A 19,325-nucleotide genomic window follows, 5' to 3' on the forward strand; every position below is an offset into this window, starting at 1 on the left:
GCTATAGAAACGCCCATATTTCGGGACAGAGTTTGTCTGCCCAGCTACTCGCGGGTAACATCATCGTGTTACTGACTGGTACGTGACCGGGTGCGACCCGCCCGCCCGAGAGCAACGGGGTGTTCATGGGGCACTACAAGAGCAACCTGCGTGACATCGAGTTCAACCTCTTCGAGGTCCTCGGCCGTCAGGAGATCCTGGGAACCGGACCGTTCGGCGAGGTCGACGAGGCCACCGCGCGCAGTGTCCTGGACGAGGTCAACCGCCTCGCCACCGGGGTGCTCGCGGAGTCGTTCGAGGACGCGGACCGGCATCCGCCCGTGTTCGACCCCGAGACCAACACGGTCACGATGCCCGAGAGCTTCAAGAAGTCCTTCCGGGCCTTCTTCAACGACGCCGAGTGGTGGCGGCTCGAGCTCCCGACCGAGCTCGGCGGCATGAACGCGCCCCGCAGCCTCCACTGGGCCGTCGCGGAGCTCATCTGCGGCGCCAACCCGGCCATCTGGATGTTCTCCAGCGGCCCGAGCTTCGCCTTGCTGCTGTGGGAGATCGGCACGCCGGAGCAGAAGAAGCTCGCCCAGATGGCCATCGAGAAGCACTGGGGCTCGACCATGGTGCTGACCGAGCCGGACGCCGGCTCCGACGTCGGCGCCGGCCGTACGAAGGCGATCCAGCAGCCCGACGGCACGTGGCACATCGAGGGCGTCAAGCGCTTCATCACGAGCGCCGAGCACGACATGGCCGACAACATCATCCACTACGTGCTGGCCCGACCCGAGGGGGCCGGACCGGGCACCAAGGGCCTGTCGATGTTCGTCGTGCCGAAGTACCTCGTCGACATCGAGACCGGTGAGCTCCGCGAGCGCAACGGCGCCTACGTCACCAACGTCGAGAAGAAGATGGGCCTGAAGGTCTCCACGACCTGCGAGCTCACCTTCGGCGAGAAGCACCCGGCCGTCGGCTACCTCGTGGGCGACGTCCACGAGGGCATCAAGCAGATGTTCATGATCATCGAGCAGGCCCGGATGATGGTCGGCACGAAGGCGATCTCGACGCTGTCCACCGGCTACCTCAACGCGCTGGAGTACGCCAAGGAGCGCGTGCAGGGCGCCGACCTGACCAGGATGACGGACAAGGCCGCGCCGCGCGTCACCATCACCCACCACCCCGACGTACGCCGCCTGCTCATGCTGCAGAAGGCGTACGCCGAGGGCATGCGCGCACTCGTCCTCTACACCGCCAGCTACCAGGACAAGGTGCAGCTCGCCGAGGCCGCCGGCGAGCCGGACAAGCTCGCCGAGAAGGTCAACGACCTGCTCCTGCCGATGGTCAAGGGCGTCGGCTCCGAGCGGGCGTACGAGGTGCTGACCCAGTCGCTGCAGACCCTCGGCGGCTCCGGCTTCCTCCAGGACTACCCGATCGAGCAGTACATCCGGGACGCCAAGATCGACTCTCTGTACGAGGGCACCACGGCGATCCAGGGCATGGACTTCTTCTTCCGCAAGATCCTGCGCGACAACGGCGAGGCGCTGCAGCACCTCGCCGGGCAGATCAAGCAGTTCGTGGAGAGCGAGGCGGGCAACGGCCGGCTCAAGAAGGAGCGGGCCCTGCTCGGCAAGGCCCTCGAGGACGCCCAGGGCATCCTCAACCCCATGATCGGCTGGGCTCTCGGCTCGATGGAGCGCCCGGAGGAGATCTACAAGGCCGGACTCAACACCACCCGCCTCCTCATGGCCCTCGGCGACGTCGTCATCGCCTGGCTGCTGTGCCGCCAGGCGGAGATCGCGCTCACCAGGCTGGGCGGCGAGGTCTCTGAGTCCGACAAGGCGTTCTACACCGGCAAGATCGCGGCCGCCCAGTTCTTCTGCGCGACCCAGCTACCGAAGATCGCCGCCGAGCGCGCCATCACCGAGGCCACCACGGGAGACCTGATGGACCTCCCCGAAGAGGCCTTCTGACCGCACCTCCGCTCCAGGTCCCCGCCCCGGCCCACCCGGCGGCGGGGACCTCGCATTTCCGCCGCCCCCGACAGCCGAACCCCCGGTCGCGCCCAGCCCGCCCCCGAACGCCCGGCGCCCCCCTCGTTGACTTCGGGGTTATCGCCCTTCCCGGCCCCTCGCGAACGGCGATAGTCCCAAAGTCAACGGAGACGGGGGGCGTGGAGGGCGTCGCGCAGCGCGATCGCCGTAGGGGCGACCTGGATATGGTGCCGTCCCCGCACCGCTATCCAGGTCGAGGTGAACGGGCCGTGACCGAGGCGGGGCATCCCATGAGACATCGCCCTCTCGGCGTGGAGGGGAGCCTGATAGGGGGCCGAACAGGGGGCCAGCGAGCTTCTCCGGAAAGGGCAAATCGATGCGATGTGGCAAGAATGAGGAGTTCGGCGCATATCTAGCGCGCCTCCGCCGACAGGCTGGAAAGAGCCAACGACGTCTCGCCGAGATCCTGTGCGACCTCTCCGGTTGCTCGACCGTCACCCGGCACGAGATCGGCCGGTACGAGCGAGGCGAGCGCACCCCTCGGTACTGGCTGCCCTACATCGCCGAGGCTCTGGGGGTGTCGTTAGACGAGCTGGAGCGACGCGCGCATTCCGCTGCGGGAGGTCAGTCGGCGGAAATCGAATTCCTCCCAAATGACGACTTCTCGCTCACCCGATTCCGTGATGCCACTGGCCGAGGCATCGGCCACGAGGCTGTCGCCGACCTCTTTGCCCGTATTCACCGGCTGCGTCTCGCCGATGACGTGCTGGCCGGCGGAGACTTGATCCGCCCGGCCGTACGGGAACTCGACATGGCGATAAAGCTCCATAGGGAAGCGAGCCATACCGAGGAGGTCGGCTGGAGCCTTCTCGTCGCCATCGGCGAACTGGCACAGATAGCCGGGTGGATCGCCAGCGACGCCGGCCGCGATCAGCGTGCCGAGCAGATCTACCGGCTGGGCGTCAGCGCGGCGCGTGAAGCCGGGGACCGGACGCTCGCGGCGAATCTCATTGGCTCCCTGGCCTATCACAAGACCAACACCGGGGATCCCGAGGCCGGAAGCGCGCTGGCGACGGTGGCCCTTGAGGAGGCGGGCGATGATGCGCCACCTCGGGCGAAGGCACTCTTCTGGGATCGCGTCGCATGGGCGTACGCGAAGACCGAGCAGTCTCAGATGGCGGTCCGAGCGCTCGGGGAGGCCTCTGAAGCTCTCGCGAACCGCAGGGCCGAAGAGGAGCCCGCCTATCTCTACTGGGTGGATGAAAGCGAGCTTCAAATCATGGAAGCCCGCGTTTACGTGGAGCTGCGGCGCCCGCTGCGCGCGGTGCCCGCTCTGACGCAAGTCCTCGGCCGATACGACAGCACGCACACACGGGAACTCGCGCTCTACCTGTCCTGGCTTGCGGTCGCCCTCGCGGATGCGAACGAGCCTGAAGAAGCCGCGAATACGGCGCGCCGGATGTTCGAGTTGTCGGCGGATATGCCGAGCGAGCGCACCGCTCGGCGCTCACATGTCGTCCGCGCCTGCCTCCGCCCGTTCCAAGGGCTCCCCGAGGTCCGAGATCTCTTCGAGGCATATGGATATCCAGAAACGGTGAACCTCGCCAGCAGGAGCCGATGAGCACGCTCCAGGTCCTCGCCCCCGGCCCACCCGGCGGCGGGGACCTCGCGTTTCTGGCACCCCTGACAGGCGAACCCGCGGTCGCGGCCAGCCCGCCCCCGAACGCTCGGCGAAGCCCCTCGTTGACTTTGGGGTTATCGCCCTTCCCTGGGCCTTCCGAACGGCGATAGTCCCAAAGTCAATGGACACGGCGGCTGTGGAGGGCGTCGCGCAGCGCGATCGCCGTAGGCGCGACCGGGCGCTGTTGTTGTTCTACGTCTCCAACGGACGCGGCGGGGCGAGCTGCGGCCGATGTCGTACTGGGCGATGCGCCGGGTGCTGCAGCGGGCCAACGACAAGCTCGGCACCAACTGGACGCTGCCTCAGCGGAGGAGCCGCTACTGACGGTCGGGCTGCGGCGTTCGATGAGGACGACGTCACGCCACCGGCCGTAGTGGCGGCCGATGCGTTCGCGGGTGCCGATGATGCGGAAGCCGGCCTCGGCGTGCAGGGATGCCACCGCTCGGGCCCGGTTGACGAGAATTTGCCGTCGTCTAGCCGTCGAGGCCGGTTCCGCTAACCGGGGGATTCCTAGCGTGATATCCCACTGGAGGAAACTCTGAGGACTCACCGAACATGCTCAGAGCCGCGTGGGATGGCGGGAACGGCGACATGGGGCGGACCGTCGGCCGTGGACCGCGAGCAGGCGCCCCCGGACCCGGCCACATGCGGGAGTCACGGGGTTTCCGGCCGACCACGGCCTCCCAGAAATTTCATAGCGGCACCGTGACGACGGGCCCTTGTCGGCGCGGCCGTGCGTCCATGTGAGTCTCGGGGGAGATCATGGATTCGATCAAAACCAACAACGTCTCGGTGCCGTCGCGCGATGTGCCCAGCGGCTCACCGCCTCGGACGGCACGACCGGGGCAGCGACTGCGCCGAGCCACCGCCTCACCGGACACGGTGAATTTCGTCCCAGCGGCTCCGGCAGGTCCTTCCTCTCATCACCTTCTGGTCGATATCTACGATGGTCACGCCGACCTGGAGGTCGCCTGCCACGTCGTCCGGCATCTGGATGCCCGGGACCCAGCCAATCGAGATCCTTCTTCAACGCTATCGGCCCGCTGTTCCCCGAGGCCGGATTCAGGGATCAGCCTCGTGAGCGGTGAGGACGCGAGCTTCGATGACTGAGGTTCCTGTGAGCAAGTTGCCGAAGGTCGGCGCGTTGTTCTGGACGATCAAGATCGTGGCGACCACGCTGGGCGAGTCGGCATCGAACTACGTGGCGATAACGCCGCTGAAACTCGGCTACGCCACCGGCTCGATCATCTTCTTCGTGGCATTGGCGCTCACCCTGGCGATGCAGCTGAAGACTGACCGGTTCCGGCCGGTCATATTCTGGTCGGTGATCCTGACGACCAGCATCGTGGGCACCGCGATGTCGGATTTCATGAACCGTACCGCCGGGCTGGGCTACACGGGCGGTGCGGTCGTGCTGACCACCCTCCTGGTGCTCGTGCTGATCGGCTGGCGGGCGACCGGGCAGACCATGGACGTCGAACGGATCGCCACCCGCAAGGGCGAGCTCCTCTACTGGAGCGCGACAACGGTGTCCAACACGCTGGGGACCTCCAGCGGTGACTTCCTGTCCAACAGCCTGGGCCTGGGCTTCCGAGGCAGTTCTCTGCTGCTGTCCGGAACGATGTTGCTAATCCTCGCCGCACATTATTTGACACCCGTCTCGGGCACGGTGCTGTTCTGGATCGCTTACGTGCTCACCCGCCCGCTCGGGGCGGTCGCGGAGAACGCGGTGGAAAAACCCGTCGCGATAGGCGGAGGCGGGGTGGGAACCACTATCACCTCCGTCGGCCTGATCGCCGTACTGGTGGTGTTGGTCGGTTACCAGACGCTCACCCACCGCCAGCAGACCCGCACGGTGGACACCGCTTCCCCGACTGGCAGCCAACCCGATCATCAGCCCCGCCAGGCGCCCGGCGCGTGAGGCGGTCCGGGCACTCGGCGAAGCCCCTCGTTGACTTTGGGGTTATCGCCCTTCCCTGGGCCTTCCGAACGGCGATAGTCCCAAAGTCAATGGAGACGGCGGCCGTGGAGGGCGTCGCGCAGCGCGATCGCCGTAGGCGCGACCTCGATGTGGTGTCGCCCTCGCACCGCTGTCCACGTTGAGCTGAACGGGTCGAACAGGAAGCCCCAGCGGGGGAACTCGGCCCGCAGTCCCGCGAGCCACACTCCTGGGTCGATCCCGTACGGGAGCCCGAAGAGGCCGCGCGTGTGGCCCGTCGGATGTTCGAGCTGTCGGCGGACATGCCGGTCCGCGACAACACGGCGGCCGACCTGCTGCTGCGCCGGATCGGGCCGGACTGCTGGCGGCGGCGTTGGGCCTGGTCAGGTCTTCTGGACGCGGCTCCCCACCGGCTTCCCGCCCGAGGTGCGCGTGCCGGCCAAGACGGGGACACTGCCGGGCCTGTACATCGAGGTCGGCGTCGCCGAGTACCCCGACGGCGGACGGTACGCCATCGCGATCTTCGCGGAGAGCGAGCGCAGCAGCCGGGACACCCGGTGTCCGCGGCCGCGGGGCTATTGTCGGCGTCGCAGAGTCGATCATTAAGGACGGAGTCCGCCGTGGCCATGGAAGAGGGCGTCGCGCTTGTCACCGGAGCGTCGCGCGGACTGGGCGCCGTCATCGCGCGGCATCTGGCCGCCGACGGCTGGGCCGTTGCCGTCGGATTCCGATCCGGGGCCGACCAGGCCCGCCGGGTGGTCGCGGACATCCGCGCCGCGGGCGGCCGCGCCGAGGCGTTCGCCGCCGATGTCACCGACGAGGCCGCGGTGGCCGATCTGGTGACGAAGGTGACCGATCGCCTCGGCACCGTAACCGTTCTGGTGGTCAACGCGACCGGCCCCCAGCCGACGGTCGCGGTCGAGGATCTGACCTGGGAGTCGCATCTGGACCAGCTGCGGTTCTTCGTCAAGAGCCCCACACTGCTGCTGCAGGCCGTTCTCCCCGGGATGAAGGCCAGGGGAGGCGGCCGGGTCATCCAGATCGGCTCCGACATCTTCGAACGCGCCCTGCCCGGCATGTCGGCCTACGTCGCTGCCAAGGGGGCACAGATCGGCCTGACCCGCTCCTGGGCGCGGGAACTCGGTCCGTCCGGCATCACGGTGAATCTCGTCGCCCCCGGCTGGATCCCGGTCGAGCGGCACGCCGGCGCCTCCGCCGACGACCTGGGCGCCTACCGGGCGGACGTTCCCCTCGGCCGGATGGGTACGCCCGAGGACGTCGCCGCCACGGTCTCCTTCCTTGCCTCCGACGCGGCCGGCTTCATCACCGGAGAACGCATCACCGTCAACGGCGGCCACACGATCGACTGACCGGCGGAGCAGGAGCCCGCATACCAAGGTCGTCGTGCCCGAGTACCTCACGCCGTACCGCTTCGGCTGACGGACGCCCGCGTCGTACCGGCGGGCAGCGTCGGGGAGAGGTCGAAGGCGGCGAACACGTCCGCGGGGCCGCGCCTTGCCGAAGGATGAGGACGAACATCGATCTCGCACTGGAATGCGGCATTCACGGAATGTAGCCTTTTCGGCCATACGGAATTCCCTCGTGAGCCCTTCCGCCGGTCGTACCGCCGTCCGGATTCCCGGCCGGCCGGCCCCAGACGCGTTGATCCGCCGGCCCAGTCTCTCCTCGTCCGTTCTCCGAACAGGAGCCCGCGTGACCTCCGACTCCTCCGCCACCGGACCCTCCTCGGCCTGTCCCGCCCACTCCGGCCGGACGCCGTTGTACGGGCCGGAGTTCGCCGCCGACCCCACACGTACGTACGCCCACCTGCGCCGGCACGGAGCCGTCGCGCCGGTCGAACTGGCGCCCGGCGTTCCCGGCACGCTCGTCATCGGTTATGAGGCCGCGCTCGAGGTGCTGCGCGACCCCGTCGCCTTCCCGAAGGACCCCCGCCGCTGGCAGGCGAGCGTCCCTCCCGACTGCCCGCTCCTGCCGATGATGGGGTACCGGCCGAACACCCTGTTCACCGGCGGCGCGGTCCACGCCCGGATCCGGGCCGCGGTGACCGACAGCCTGGAGCGGGTGGACCCGAACGTCCTGCGGGGCTACGTCGAGAGCAACGCCGATCTCCTCATCGCGCGGTTCGCGCCCACCGGCCGCGCGGACCTGATCGCCGAGTACGCCCGCGTGCTGCCCCTCCTCGTGTTCAACGCGCTGTTCGGCTGCCCGCCGGGCATCGGAGATCGGCTGGTCCAGGGAATGAGCGGCATCTTCGACGGCAAGGAACCGGAGAAGTCGAACATGATCCTGGGGGAGGCCCTCATGGAGCTGGTGGCCCTCAAACGCGTGCGGCCCGGCGCGGACCTCACCTCCTGGCTGATGGCGCACCCCGCGCGGCTCACGGACGAGGAGATGCTGCACCAGCTCGTCGTGCTCGTGGGGGCCGGGACCGAACCCGAACAGAACCTCATCGCGAACGCGATGCGGCTCCTGCTGTCCGACGACCGCTTCGCCGGTGACCTGTCCGGCGGCAGCCTGGCCATCGAGGACGCGCTCGATCAGGTGCTGTGGACGGACCCTCCCATCGCGAACTACGCGGTGGCCTACCCCCCGCGGGAGACGCCGTTCGCCGGCGTCCGGCTGGCCGCCCACCAGCCGGTCGTCATCAGTTTCGGCGCCGCGAACACCGACCCGTCGCTCACGTCGGATCGCCGCGCGGGCAACCGGGCGCACCTGGCGTGGGGCGCGGGCCCGCACACCTGCCCGGCGCAGGGTCACGGACGTCTCATCGCCACGGTCGCGATCGAGAAGCTCCTCGACGGGCTCCCCGACATGGAGCTCGCGGTCCCCGCCGGCCAACTGCGGTGGCGGCCGGGGATGTTCCACCGCGCGCTCGCCGCGCTCCCGGTCCGCTTCCCGCCCGCGTCGGCGCCCGCCTCACCAGAGACCGCGGCCTGGTCGGCGCCGGTCCCGCCGATCGGGGCCGTTGCGCCGAAGCGACCGGAGGGCGCGGAACACCCGCGCTGGTGGAGTTCGCTGGTCGGCTGGTGGCGCGGACAGTGAGACGCGGGTCCAAGACGGAGGGGCGCCGTGTCGAGGATCATGCCGAAGGGCCTGCCCGTGTCCCGGGCCCGGGGTGTCCCGGTCTCACTTGTATCGCGGGACCGGCACGCCCTCGGCGTTCGCGACGTGACGGCCGTGGAGCGGAGAGTGCAGCGTCACGTCGGTGTAGCGGGTGGTGAACGGCCCGAATCCGCCCCAGGCCTGACCGCCGTCGGCGCAGTTCTTGCTGGAGCCGCCCTCGTAGACGGTGACCGTGACCAGCGCCGGGTTCTCGGCGACGGAGACGTGGTCGAGCACGCATCCGATCCGCTCCGCCCACGACCGCCAGATCACGCGCAGCCTCGTCCCGTGCGCGGAGTACGCGTCCGGCGCCATCGCGACCGGATGGCCGGATCCCGGCTGCGCCCGCACCTTCTCGCTCTCCGTCGTGCCGTGCAGGCGGGGCTCCGCCGTGGCATGGGCGTGGTCCACCCAGCTGATCGTGAGGAGCGCCACGACGGCGAGCGCGGCGAGACCCCGCCAGGCGGCCGCGGCCTCCCACCACCGCGTGTAGCGATCGTCGGGATGGTCACGAGCCCAGGCCCTCGCCGGTCGGCTCCACAGCCGCCGCGGATCGACGAGCATGACGACGGCCATGGGCACGATCACGATCCAGGCGACGACGAGCCACCACGGCGGCATGGATCCCTCCCGATCCTCCGAACGCCTGACGGCCTGGCGACGGCGGGGTAGCTTGATCATTTATGTCACGGATGAACCATCGGTACGTATTGTTCACCCTGGTCGCCCTGTCGCTCGCCGGTTGCGGCAGCGCTGGAACCGGGGCGCGTGATGTGGCCGCGCACGGCACGGCGTCGGTCACCGCCGAGGCGAGCTCCTGGTGGCGGCCCAGGGTCGGCGTCAGCTGGCAGTGGCAGCTCAGCGGGAAGATCGACACGTCGGTCAAGGCGAGCGTCTTCGACGTCGACATGTTCGACACGCCCAAGTCGACCGTCACCGCGCTGCACAAAAAGGGGCGCAAGGTCATCTGCTACATCGACATCGGCGCGGCCGAGCAGGGCCGGCCCGACTACGGCAAGTTCCCCAAGTCCATCCTCGGCAAGAAGGTCGACGGCTGGCCGCAGGAGCGCTGGGTCGACATCCGCCAGGTCAGCGTGGTGCAGCGCATCTGGTCCGCGCGCCTGGACCAGTGCAAGGCCAAGGGATTCGACGGCGTCGAGCCGGACCTGGTCGACGCCTACCAGAACAAGTCCGGCTTCCCGGTGACCGCGAAACAGCAACTGGCGTTCAACCGGATGCTGTCACGCGTCGCCCACCAGAAGGGCCTCGCGGTCGGCCTGAAGAACGACCTGGACCAGATCCCGACCCTGGTCAAGGACTTCGACTTCGCGGTGAACGAGCAGTGCGCGGAGTACAAGGAGTGCTCGGCCCTCAAGCCCTTCATCAAGGCCGGCAAGCCCGTCTTCCACGCCGAGTACACCGTGCCGCTGAGCAAGTTCTGCCCCGAGTCCAAGAAACTGCGGCTCAGCTCCATTCGCAAGACCCTCGACCTCACCGCCAAACGCCAGACCTGCCCCTGACCCACGGCGCTCAGGGCGCCCGCTCCCGAGGCGGACGCCCTGAACGCGCGGTAATCCGCCAGTAGGGCGCCGGTCCTGGTCGCGGTTAGGACCAGTGGCCCAATTATCGTCGTCGGTCTATCTCTGAAACGTGATCGATCGCTAAACTCGCTCCACTTATACCAGCTTGCCGCATTATGGCATGAGCGAGGGAAGAAAGAGATGAGTATTCGTCGGATGCTGGCCGTATCAACGGTCGCCGCTTTGTCGCTCGCCGGTTCCGCTGCGGTCACCGCAGCCCCGGCCGATGCCGCCTCTCTGCACGGCTCGTGCGGTAAGGGCTGGCCCAGCAAGACTCGGGACAAGGTGGCCATCACAGCGGTCAACAAGCAACATAAGCGGGTAGCGGTCGCATACGTGTATTCGTACGTGAAGACGTACCCGCATTCCATTCACAGAACTGCTTGCGCGATCCTTCGCCCCGTTGCAGGGTACACGGGTTCGAAGCACGAGATGCTGGTCGGGATCCAATTCCACAAGCCCGGGTCTCCGGCTCCCGCCAAGGAGCGTGCCGACAAATATTACGTCGGACCGGTGACGATTGCGATCAACAGTAAGTACGGTACGTACAGGGTGTTCGGCGCGATCACGATCGGCAAGCGCGTGTACAACATCAGCGGTCCCTGGCGGAGCTGACCGGCTCCCAAGTCGACACCCGTTCCGAACGCTCGGTGAAGGGTTCCGCGGAAGCGCCCTGGGCACTCCTTGTGTCGCTTCGACCGGAGCTTTACCGAGCGTTCCGCGCGCATCGTCGTGTACCGGACCTATCTGAGTGTGCGGGAGGACGGCCGCGACCTGGACCTCCCCGAACGAAGATCGCTTACGGCCCCGCGTGAGGTTGATCTTCGACGTGGTGTCGCGGGTGATTCCGAAACCGGACGAGAAAGGAGAAATTTTGCGCAAGCGAACAATAGGGGCGGCCGTGACGGCTGCCACCGCGCTACTGGTCCCCGCTCTGGCCGCCACGCCGGCCAACGCCGCAAGCACTTTTTATCTTCAGAACCAAGAGTCCTGGAAGTGCCTTGCGAGCAGTAGTTCGACGTCGGGTAAACCTGCTCTCATCGGCAGCTGTGGCAACGCGCGGAAGATCCGCTTCCAGACCAAGTGGGGGGACCACCTGGTCAACGTTCTCACCGGCAAGTGCCTGGACATCGCACTCGGCACGAACAAAAAGGTGAATAGCGGCGACTACGTTGTGCTGAGCACCTGCAAGAAGACCGCTGCCAATCAAAAGTGGGACGTCAGCTCAGGTAGCGTGGTCACGATCATGCACCGCCGGCGCGCAGGAGAGCCCTATGTGTATGTTTCGGAGAAGGGGGCCAGGATAAACTCTGGCGTAATCGTGCAGACGCAGCCCTACCCTCCGCCGGGCAGGCAGATCTGGGAGAAGCTCTGAGCTTGCTCCGCGTGGTCATGAGCGGAGCCGGCTGAGGGACGCGACCGCGCGCCGCGGTCCGGGCGAAGGCGGGTGCGTCCGCAGGGGTCTCCTTAAGGTCGGGGAGACCCCTGCGGATTCGGATCACCGTGGTTGGTTCACCACCTGATCCACTCCCGGTCGGCTCATCACCGCCTTGATGATCGCCTGGAAGTCGGCGGGTCGGCGCATGGTCACCCGGAACGAGGCGGGGATGTCGCCGGGGCGGAGAGCGTCTCCCCTCTTCGTTCCCGCGAGGCTGTTCTTGGCCTGGGCGAACGCCTCCGCCTTCGTGACGTACTCGACGGCACGTACCTGCGGCGTCTTCCTCAGCGCGTCGGCGATCGCGTCCCGCTGGGCCGGGGTGGCCTCCTGATGGTGGCAGCTGGGGTTGAGGGACGCCTTGGCACAGAGATAGATCGTGGCCTGATTCGTCGGGAGCTGCGTCGATGTCGGCGTGGGGCGGGACTGAGGGGGAGCGGTCGTGTTCCGCGTGCCGTGCGGGAGTCCGGTCGCGAGGAATACCACCGCCGTGACGCCGGCGGCGGCCGCGAGGGGAGCGGCGAAGCGGAGTCGGCGACGGCGCGCGGTGCGGTGGCGCAGCGGCGGAGGGACGGCCGGCCCCCACTCGTCGGCCATCGCGTAGGCGTCCCGGATGCGATCTTCGAGTGTTCTCATCTGACGTCCTCCAGAAGCCTGGCGAGAGCGGCGAGGGCCCGGGACGTCGTGGCCGAGACGGTGCCGCGGCTGATCTTCAGAATGCCGGCGATCTCCTGTTCGGGCAGGTCGCAGTAGAAGCGCAGGGCGAGGACCTCACGCTGGCGACGAGAGAGCCGTGCGATCGCGCCCAGGACCGCCAGCCGCTCCTGCCCGTCGATCGCGCTGTCCTCGGCCGACCACGCCGGAGGCTGGTACGGCTGCCGGAACCGGCCGGCGACCGCCCGGCGGCGCAGCACGGACCGGCAGCGGTTCAGCACCGCCGATCTCAGATAGGCCAGCCCGGCGGCCGGATCGCGCAGAGACCGCCATTTGTCGTGCAGCCCCAGGAAGGCGTCCTGGACCACGTCTTCGGCCGTCGGTCCGTCACCGACCATCAGCATCGCGAGCCGGATGAGCCCGAGGGCGTGGTCCCGATAGAGATCACCGACATCATCGGGCGCCCGCGCGGAAGAGACCATTTCAATGTCCACGTACCAGAGACGCCCCGAGGCCTCGAATGCTGCGTGCCTCCCATGATCATCGAGAGTCCTGACACCGCCAACGCATGAAAACCTCGATGATCAGGCGCGGCAGTCGCGTCTACTACGCCCTTATCCACGAGACCGCCGCAGGGGGACGCCGAAGGCGGAGACACGTCGAGCACTTAACGTACGTCGCTCGGATAAGCGATTACGTGCGTGTGCCTCGCACCGTATTCGGGTCTCCGGGCCGTATCGGCCCGGAGACCTCGACACCGTCAGGACCAGGCGAGCATGCGCATGGGGTCCTCGAGCATGGCGCCGACCTCGCGGAGGACGGCCGAGCCGAGTTCGCCGTCGACGATGCGGTGGTCGAACGACAGTGCCAGCGTCGTCACCTTGCGAATCCTGATCTCACCCTCGTGCACCCAGGGCATGTCCCTGATCTGGCCGAAGCAGAGGATCGCCGACTCACCGGGCGTCAGGATCGGGGTGCCCGCGTCGACGCCGAAGACGCCGACGTTGGTGATCGTGATCGTGCCGTCGGACAGGTCGGCCGGGGTCGACTTGCCGGCTCGCGCCGTCGCGGCGAGGTCGGCGAACGCCCGGGCCAGGTCCGGCAGCGACAGGTCGTGGGCGTCGCGGACCTTCGGCACGATCAGCCCGCGCTCGGTCGCGGCGGCGATGCCCAGGTTCACGTAGTGCTTGACCACGATCTCCTGTGCCTCGTCATCCCACGACGAGTTGATCAGCGGGTGACGCCGGACCGCCAGCAGCAGCGCCTTGGCGACGAGCAGCAGCGGCGAGACCTTGAGGCCCTCGAAGTCGGGCAGGTCGCGCAGCCGCCTGGCGGCGTTCATGGTCTCGGTGACGTCGACCTGCAGCCACTCGGTGACGTGCGGCGCGGTGAACGCCGACTGCACCATGGCCGCCGCCGTGTGCTTACGCACGCCCCGGATCGGGATGCGCTCCTCCCGCCGCTCGCCCACGGCCCGTACGGGGGCTGCGGGCGCGGGGGCCGTCGCGGCCTGACGGACGTCGTCCCGGGTGATCGACCCCTGCGGGCCGGTGCCGGTGACGGCGGTCAGGTCGACGCCGAGGTCCTTGGCCAGCTTGCGGACCGGGGGCTTGGCCAGCACCGCGACGCGTCCCCCGGCGGGCCGGACCGCCGGCGCGGGCGTGGCGGCCTCCGCCCGTACGGCGGCGCTCGCGGGAGCGGCCGGGGCCGTCCCGGCCGGCGCGCCGGACGCCGCCTTGCGCGGCCGGCGCTTGGTCGAACCCGCCTTCACGCCGTAGCCGACGAGCACCGGAACACGCTTCTGCTCCGGGGCGGACGGGTCCACCGCCGGTGCGGGGCTGCCCTCCATGCCGGGCTCCCGCGCGCCCTCGGCGGGCGGGGAGGCGACCACTTCCTGCGCGGGCGCCGTGTCCTCGGCGGTCCTGCCGACGACCGGCACGTCGCCGCCGACGGCGACCGAGATGATCGGGACGCCGACGTCGACCGTCGTGCCCTCCTCGACGAGGAGCTCGGCGACGGTGCCCTCGTACGGGCACGGCAGCTCGACGACGGCCTTGGCCGTCTCGATCTCCACGATCGTCTGGTTGACCTCGACGGCGTCGCCGGGCCGTACGTGCCACTTGATGATGTCGGCCTCGGTCAGGCCTTCGCCGACGTCCGGCAGTTTGAACTGCTTCAGCTCGCCCATGCTCACCACGCGAAGGTCCGGTCGACGGCGTCGAGGACGCGGTCAAGGTCGGGCAGGTAGTGGTCCTCGAGGCGGGACGGGGGGTACGGCGTGGAGAAGCCGCCGACCCGCAGCACCGGTGCCTCCAGGTGGTAGAAGCACTTCTCGGTGATCCGGGCGGCGAGCTCGCCACCGTACCCGCTGAACACCGGGGCCTCGTGCACGACCACGCACCGGCCCGTCCGGCGTACGGAGGCGAGCACCGTCTCCTCGTCGAGCGGGTTGAGGGAGCGGATGTCGATGACCTCGATCGAGTGGCCCTCGTCGGCCTGCGCGGCCTCCAGGGACGTCTTGACCATCGGCCCGTACGCGAGCACGGTCACGTCCTCGCCCGGGCGTGCCACGACGGCCTTGTCGAAGGGAGCGGCGTTCGCCAGGTCGCGGTCGACGGGGGCCTTGTCCCAGTAGCGGCGCTTCGGCTCGAAGAAGATCACTGGGTCGGGGCACTCGATGGCCTGCTGGATCATCGTGTACGCGTCGGCCGGGTTCGAGCAGGCGACGACGCGCAAGCCGCCGGTGTGGGTGAAGTACGCCTCCGGCGACTCGCTGTGGTGCTCGACGGCGCCAATGCCGCCGCCGAACGGAATGCGGATCACGACCGGCAGCTCCAGAGTGCCCAGCGAGCGCATCCGCATCTTGGCGAGCTGGGAGGTGATCTGGTTGAACGCCGGGAACACGAACCCGTCGAACTGGATCTCGCACACCGGCCGGTAGCCGCGCAGCGCGAGCCCGATGGCCGTGCCGACGATGCCGGACTCGGCCAGCGGCGTGTCGATGACACGGGCCTCGCCGAAGTCCTTCTGCAGACCGTCGGTCACCCGGAACACACCGCCGAGCCGGCCGACGTCCTCACCCATGATGAGGACCTTCGGGTCGTTCTCCATGGCCTTGCGAAGGCCCTCGTTCATGGCCCTGGAAAGAGTCAGCGTCTCAGCGCTCACCGTCGCACTCCCCTCCGCGCGTGCCGTCGGCCCGGGTCGGCAGCCGCCTCATCGGGACACCTCCTCGAACGACTCCAGGTAGGAGGTGAACCCGGCGCGCTCGTCCGCCAGCATCGGGTGCTCGGTCGCATAGACGTTCTCCCAGATCGCCGTCGCCTCGGGGTCGGGCAATTCTAGACACCGTTTCCGCAGGTCCGACCCGACACCTTTGGCTTCGGCCTCGATCGCGTCGAAGAATGTGCGGTCGGCCATCTCGTTCTTGACGAGGTACGCCTTGACGCGCTCGATCGGGTCCTTGAGCTTCCAGGACTCCAGCTCGGCCTGGAGCCGGTAGCGCGTCGGGTCGTCGGTCGTGGTGTGGGCGCCCATCCGGTAGGTGTACGCCTCGATGAGCGTGGGGCCCTGGCCGCTGCGGGCGTTCTCAAGGGCCTTCTTCGTGACGGCCTGGACGGCGAAGACGTCGTTGCCGTCGACCCGGATGCCGGGGAACCCGAAGCCCTCGGCGCGGCGGTACAGCGGGATCCGGGACTGCTTCTCCAGCGGCTCGGAGATCGCCCACTGGTTGTTCTGGCAGAAGAAGACGACGGGGGCGTTCTGCGCGGCCGACCACACGAACGCCTCGTTCACGTCGCCCTGGCTGGTGGCGCCGTCGCCGAAGTAGACGATCGCGGCGTTCTCGGTGCCGTCCCGCTGGATGCCCATGGCGTAGCCGGTGGCGTGCAGGGCGTGGCTGCCGATGACGATCGTGTAGAGGTGGAAGTTGTGCTCCTTCGGATCCCACCCGGCGTGGTTGACGCCGCGGAAGAGCCCCAGGAGGTCGAGCGGGTCGACGCCCCGGCAGTAGGCCACGCCGTGCTCCCGGTAGCTCGGGAACGCCATGTCGTCCGTACGCAGGGCGCGGGCCGAGCCGATCTGCGCGGCCTCCTGGCCGAGCAGCGACGCCCAGATGCCCAGCTCGCCCTGGCGGGTCAGCGCGACCGCCTCAGCGTCGATCCGGCGGACGATCACCAGATCGCGGTACAGACTCTTGATCTCGTCGGGGGTCAGGTTCACGTCGTAGTCGGGGTGCTCGACGCGCTCGCCCTCCGGGGTGAGCAACTGGACGAGTTCCGATGGGGGAGACTGTGCGTCGGTGCCCAGGGGCGCACCGCGCGCGGCGTCGACGATCACGTGCCACTCCTTGTGCGTTCAGGGCCGTCGCGGGATCGCCGCGGTCGGCCTGGTTGCGCGTCACCCTTCCCGCGGATCCCGGCGAGTACGGGAGACGTAGTCGTCATCGTGACAGACCTCATGTACCTGGGCGCAAGCCTCGGGTTCTACGGATTCGTACCCGGAAGGTTGTGCCCTGCCACCAACGCGAATCACACGCGAATTCGCTAGACGCGGATCACTCGCGGGACAGGACGCGGGTCGCGCCGGCCGCGACGGTCAAACCGAGGATGAAGCCCACGGCGACGAGCGCGTCGGAGATCCACAGGTAGAGGCCGTGCGGCGCGAACTCCCCCTCCTGGCCGAGCGAGCCGACCGGCAGCAGCAGGTCCAGCGTGTACAGGAAGGGATTGAACTGCGTGTTGTGGCCCGGCTCCTGGATCATCGGGTGGTGCCGGAAGATGACGGTGCCGAACGCCAGCAGCGCCACCAGCCACGCGCCGGCCAGGAACGGCCGGTAGCCGTAGCCGACGGTCCAGTCCTGGATGTATCCCCACACCCGGTGCGGCACCGGCTGGGTCGTACGGCGGTTCCGCTGCTTGGCGAGCAGCACGGTGCGCCGCTCGCCGTCGTGGCCGAGGGCGCGGTAGGTCTCCGCGAGCTTCTCGTACGGCTGGGGGATGTAGCCGTCCGTGTCACGGGCCACCCACTTCAGCCGCTCCTTCGCGGTCAGCGGCGGGTCGATCATCTCGTACGTGAGGCCGTCGAGCTGGTACCTCGGCGCCCAGGACAGCGGGTCGTCGCGCAGCAGCTTGATCCGCGCGTAGCTCAGGTCGACGATGCCCTTGATCGGCTCGGCGGTCCGCAGCAGCACCTCTTCGGCCTGGGCGCGCTGGAGGTTGAGCGCCACCCCGGCCGGGTTGGTGAGCCGCCCGCCGCGCAGGTTGAGCAGGCCGCCGATGTGCGCGCCCGCCAGGCTGACCACGCCCTCGGCGCGGAAGCCGTCCGAGCAGTAGATGTCGGTCTCGATGCTCATGTCGTCGCAGTTCAGCGCGGCGCGCGCCGGGTTGGACACGGACGCGCCGACGAGGGAGAGGTAACCGCCGATCCGCGCCCCGCGCAGGCGGATCTCCCCTTCGGCGCTGAACCCGCCGTCGCAGAAGACATTGGCCGCGACCGCGAGCCGGCTGGCGTACAGCGCCTGCCCCTTCGGGTTGCGCAGCCGCGCACCCCGGAGGATCAGCTGGCCGCCGACGTGCGCGCCCGGCAGCCGGACCTCGCCTTCCGCGGTGAACCCCTGGTCGCAGTAGACGTTGTTGTCGACCACGAGGCGGTCGGCCAGCAGTGGAGCGTCGCCGCCCGGGTGGGACAGGTGCGCGCCGGTCAGGTTGAGGATGCCGGTGATGTGGGCGCTGTCGAGCCACACGCCGCCGTACACGTGGCTGCCCTCGAGCCACAGGTGCCCGTCGATGCGGGCGCCGGAGGCGACCAGGCCGGGCAGCCGGCAGCGCATGAGGTGGACGCTGCGCAGCTGTGCCCAGTACAGGTGCGGCGCGTCGGTGAGCTGGCAGCCGGTCAGCGCGAGCGGCACGGTCACGTGGGCGTGGCCGAGGTTCAGCGTTCCGGTGATCCGCGCCCCGGTCAGGCGGACGGCGGCGACCTGGCCGGGCTCGTTCTCGCGCGCGCCGAGCAGTAGCGCCGAGATCACCTCGGCCCGGATGGTGCGGTCGGGGCCCCAGGCGTTCGTGCTGTCGAAGTCCTGATCACCGCCGGACAGGTCCACCGTCTCGCCGCGGGGGAACGCGTCCCACAGCACGCGCTCGGGCGGGGTCAGTTCATCGCTCAGCATCAGACGACTCCGGGGGAGGACGGGAGAACCCTCATGTATATCGCGCCGGCGATCCGCCCGCTCTGATCGGCTTACACGGAAACGAGACGCACCTGATCACCGCAGAGTTTCGTCATATCGTCGAGGTCCGAGGTGAGAAGGACGACCGGACGTCGCTGCCGTACGGCCATCTCGGCCACGGCGGCGTCGATCGCGTACTTGTGGCCGTGCAACCCGGCACTGATCAGCATCGCCGAGGCGGCCTTGGCCTCCTCCTCGCCCACGTGCACGATACGCACACCTGAGAGGATCCAGGCCAGCCGAGCCTTGTCGGTCCGGCGATGCGCGGTTTCGATGATGGTCAGCGCGCTGATCACCACCTCCATGCCTCTTTTGCGGGCTTCCGCGACCAATGAGACGACACGCTCGTGATCATTTACGAGCTTCGACAGTCCCTCGCAGTCGAGAACGATGGTGCCCTCGTGGCTCAGCTTGCGGCGGGCCAATGGCCCTCCTCGGCGAACACCTCGTCGAAGACCTGGCGCGCCTGCTCCTGTTCTCGTGCCGAGATCGGTCCTTTGCGGCGTTCGTAGTCGGCCAGGTACTCATCCAGGATCTGGCCACGCAACTCGCGCTCGACCGCTTCCGTGATGAAGGCTGAGAACTCGCGCTTGCCGACTCGTTGGCGGATCGCCTCGGCCGTCCCCTCGGGCAGGGAGAGACTCACCCTGGTCGCTGGGCCTTCGCCGACGTTGTACGGCTGCTCACTCATGGAGCGAGATTATCAAA

Annotated in this window: 18 protein-coding genes; 9 read left to right on the forward strand and 9 right to left on the reverse strand. The window is 68.6% G+C overall.

The window, feature by feature from the left end:
- Nucleotides 1–125: 125 nt before the first annotated feature.
- The 6 genes from NE236_RS29110 to NE236_RS29135 all read left to right on the forward strand — a co-directional run bounded on the left by NE236_RS29110 (nt 126) and on the right by NE236_RS29135 (nt 8,662).
- The gene (locus NE236_RS29110) at nt 126–1,958 is read left to right on the forward strand and encodes an acyl-CoA dehydrogenase (RefSeq protein WP_252845381.1); all 1,833 of its coding nucleotides are present in this window, start codon (nt 126–128) and stop codon (nt 1,956–1,958) included.
- Between the two features lie 397 nt (nt 1,959–2,355).
- Entirely contained in the window at nt 2,356–3,600 is a 1,245-nt protein-coding gene (locus NE236_RS29115; protein ID WP_252845382.1) for a helix-turn-helix domain-containing protein, read from the forward strand.
- 1,177 nt (nt 3,601–4,777) lie between these two features.
- Nucleotides 4,778–5,581: a COG4705 family protein gene (locus NE236_RS29120; RefSeq protein ID WP_252845383.1), complete on the forward strand. Its 804-nt coding sequence runs from the start codon at nt 4,778–4,780 to the stop codon at nt 5,579–5,581.
- Between the two features lie 147 nt (nt 5,582–5,728).
- On the forward strand, nt 5,729–6,205 hold the full coding sequence (locus NE236_RS29125) for a serine hydrolase (protein ID WP_252845384.1): 477 nt from the start codon (nt 5,729–5,731) through the stop codon (nt 6,203–6,205).
- Nucleotides 6,206–6,225: 20 nt separating this feature from the next.
- Nucleotides 6,226–6,969, forward strand: a complete 744-nt coding sequence (locus tag NE236_RS29130) for an SDR family NAD(P)-dependent oxidoreductase (protein WP_252845527.1) — start codon at nt 6,226–6,228, stop codon at nt 6,967–6,969.
- Between the two features lie 343 nt (nt 6,970–7,312).
- Nucleotides 7,313–8,662 (forward strand): cytochrome P450, encoded by a 1,350-nt coding sequence (locus tag NE236_RS29135; protein ID WP_252845385.1) that lies wholly within the window; start codon nt 7,313–7,315, stop codon nt 8,660–8,662.
- 84 nt (nt 8,663–8,746) lie between these two features.
- Here NE236_RS29135 and NE236_RS29140 read toward each other — a convergent pair whose 3' ends face one another.
- Nucleotides 8,747–9,343, reverse strand: coding sequence for a hypothetical protein (locus NE236_RS29140; protein ID WP_252845386.1), 597 nt, complete (start codon nt 9,341–9,343; stop codon nt 8,747–8,749).
- Between the two features lie 71 nt (nt 9,344–9,414).
- Here NE236_RS29140 and NE236_RS29145 point away from each other — a divergent pair, with 71 nt between their 5' ends.
- From NE236_RS29145 to NE236_RS29155, 3 genes are all read left to right on the forward strand, one after another.
- A complete protein-coding gene (locus NE236_RS29145) occupies nt 9,415–10,242 on the forward strand; it encodes an endo alpha-1,4 polygalactosaminidase (protein WP_252845387.1) in 828 nt (275 codons plus the stop codon).
- 201 nt (nt 10,243–10,443) lie between these two features.
- Nucleotides 10,444–10,917, forward strand: a complete 474-nt coding sequence (locus NE236_RS29150; protein ID WP_252845388.1) for a hypothetical protein — start codon at nt 10,444–10,446, stop codon at nt 10,915–10,917.
- Nucleotides 10,918–11,119: 202 nt separating this feature from the next.
- Nucleotides 11,120–11,677, forward strand: coding sequence for a ricin-type beta-trefoil lectin domain protein (locus NE236_RS29155; RefSeq protein ID WP_252845389.1), 558 nt, complete (start codon nt 11,120–11,122; stop codon nt 11,675–11,677).
- A 123-nt stretch (nt 11,678–11,800) separates the two neighbouring features.
- Here the strand turns inward: NE236_RS29155 and NE236_RS29160 are convergent, their stop codons facing one another.
- From NE236_RS29160 to NE236_RS29195, 8 genes are all read right to left on the reverse strand, one after another.
- Nucleotides 11,801–12,373, reverse strand: coding sequence for a permease-like cell division protein FtsX (locus tag NE236_RS29160; protein ID WP_252845390.1), 573 nt, complete (start codon nt 12,371–12,373; stop codon nt 11,801–11,803).
- Complete coding sequence (locus tag NE236_RS29165) at nt 12,370–12,873, reverse strand: SigE family RNA polymerase sigma factor (RefSeq protein WP_252845391.1); 504 nt, start codon at nt 12,871–12,873, stop codon at nt 12,370–12,372. The genes NE236_RS29160 and NE236_RS29165 overlap by 4 nt, the downstream gene beginning before the upstream one ends.
- A 278-nt stretch (nt 12,874–13,151) precedes the next feature.
- The gene (locus NE236_RS29170; RefSeq protein ID WP_252845392.1) at nt 13,152–14,579 is read right to left on the reverse strand and encodes a dihydrolipoamide acetyltransferase family protein; all 1,428 of its coding nucleotides are present in this window, start codon (nt 14,577–14,579) and stop codon (nt 13,152–13,154) included.
- A 2-nt stretch (nt 14,580–14,581) separates the two neighbouring features.
- Nucleotides 14,582–15,559, reverse strand: a complete 978-nt coding sequence (locus NE236_RS29175; RefSeq protein ID WP_308209170.1) for an alpha-ketoacid dehydrogenase subunit beta — start codon at nt 15,557–15,559, stop codon at nt 14,582–14,584.
- 48 nt (nt 15,560–15,607) lie between these two features.
- Nucleotides 15,608–16,729, reverse strand: a complete 1,122-nt coding sequence (pdhA, locus tag NE236_RS29180) for a pyruvate dehydrogenase (acetyl-transferring) E1 component subunit alpha (RefSeq protein WP_252845393.1) — start codon at nt 16,727–16,729, stop codon at nt 15,608–15,610.
- A gap of 217 nt (nt 16,730–16,946) precedes the next feature.
- Nucleotides 16,947–18,557, reverse strand: coding sequence for a hypothetical protein (locus tag NE236_RS29185; RefSeq protein ID WP_252845394.1), 1,611 nt, complete (start codon nt 18,555–18,557; stop codon nt 16,947–16,949).
- A gap of 71 nt (nt 18,558–18,628) precedes the next feature.
- Complete coding sequence (locus NE236_RS29190) at nt 18,629–19,042, reverse strand: DNA-binding protein (RefSeq protein WP_252845395.1); 414 nt, start codon at nt 19,040–19,042, stop codon at nt 18,629–18,631.
- A complete protein-coding gene (locus NE236_RS29195) occupies nt 19,024–19,308 on the reverse strand; it encodes a hypothetical protein (protein WP_252845396.1) in 285 nt (94 codons plus the stop codon). Before NE236_RS29195 ends, NE236_RS29190 begins: the two co-directional genes overlap by 19 nt.
- Nucleotides 19,309–19,325: the final 17 nt, after the last annotated feature.

Source organism: Actinoallomurus purpureus (genome assembly GCF_024055795.1).
Lineage (GTDB): Bacteria > Actinomycetota > Actinomycetes > Streptosporangiales > Streptosporangiaceae > Actinoallomurus > Actinoallomurus purpureus.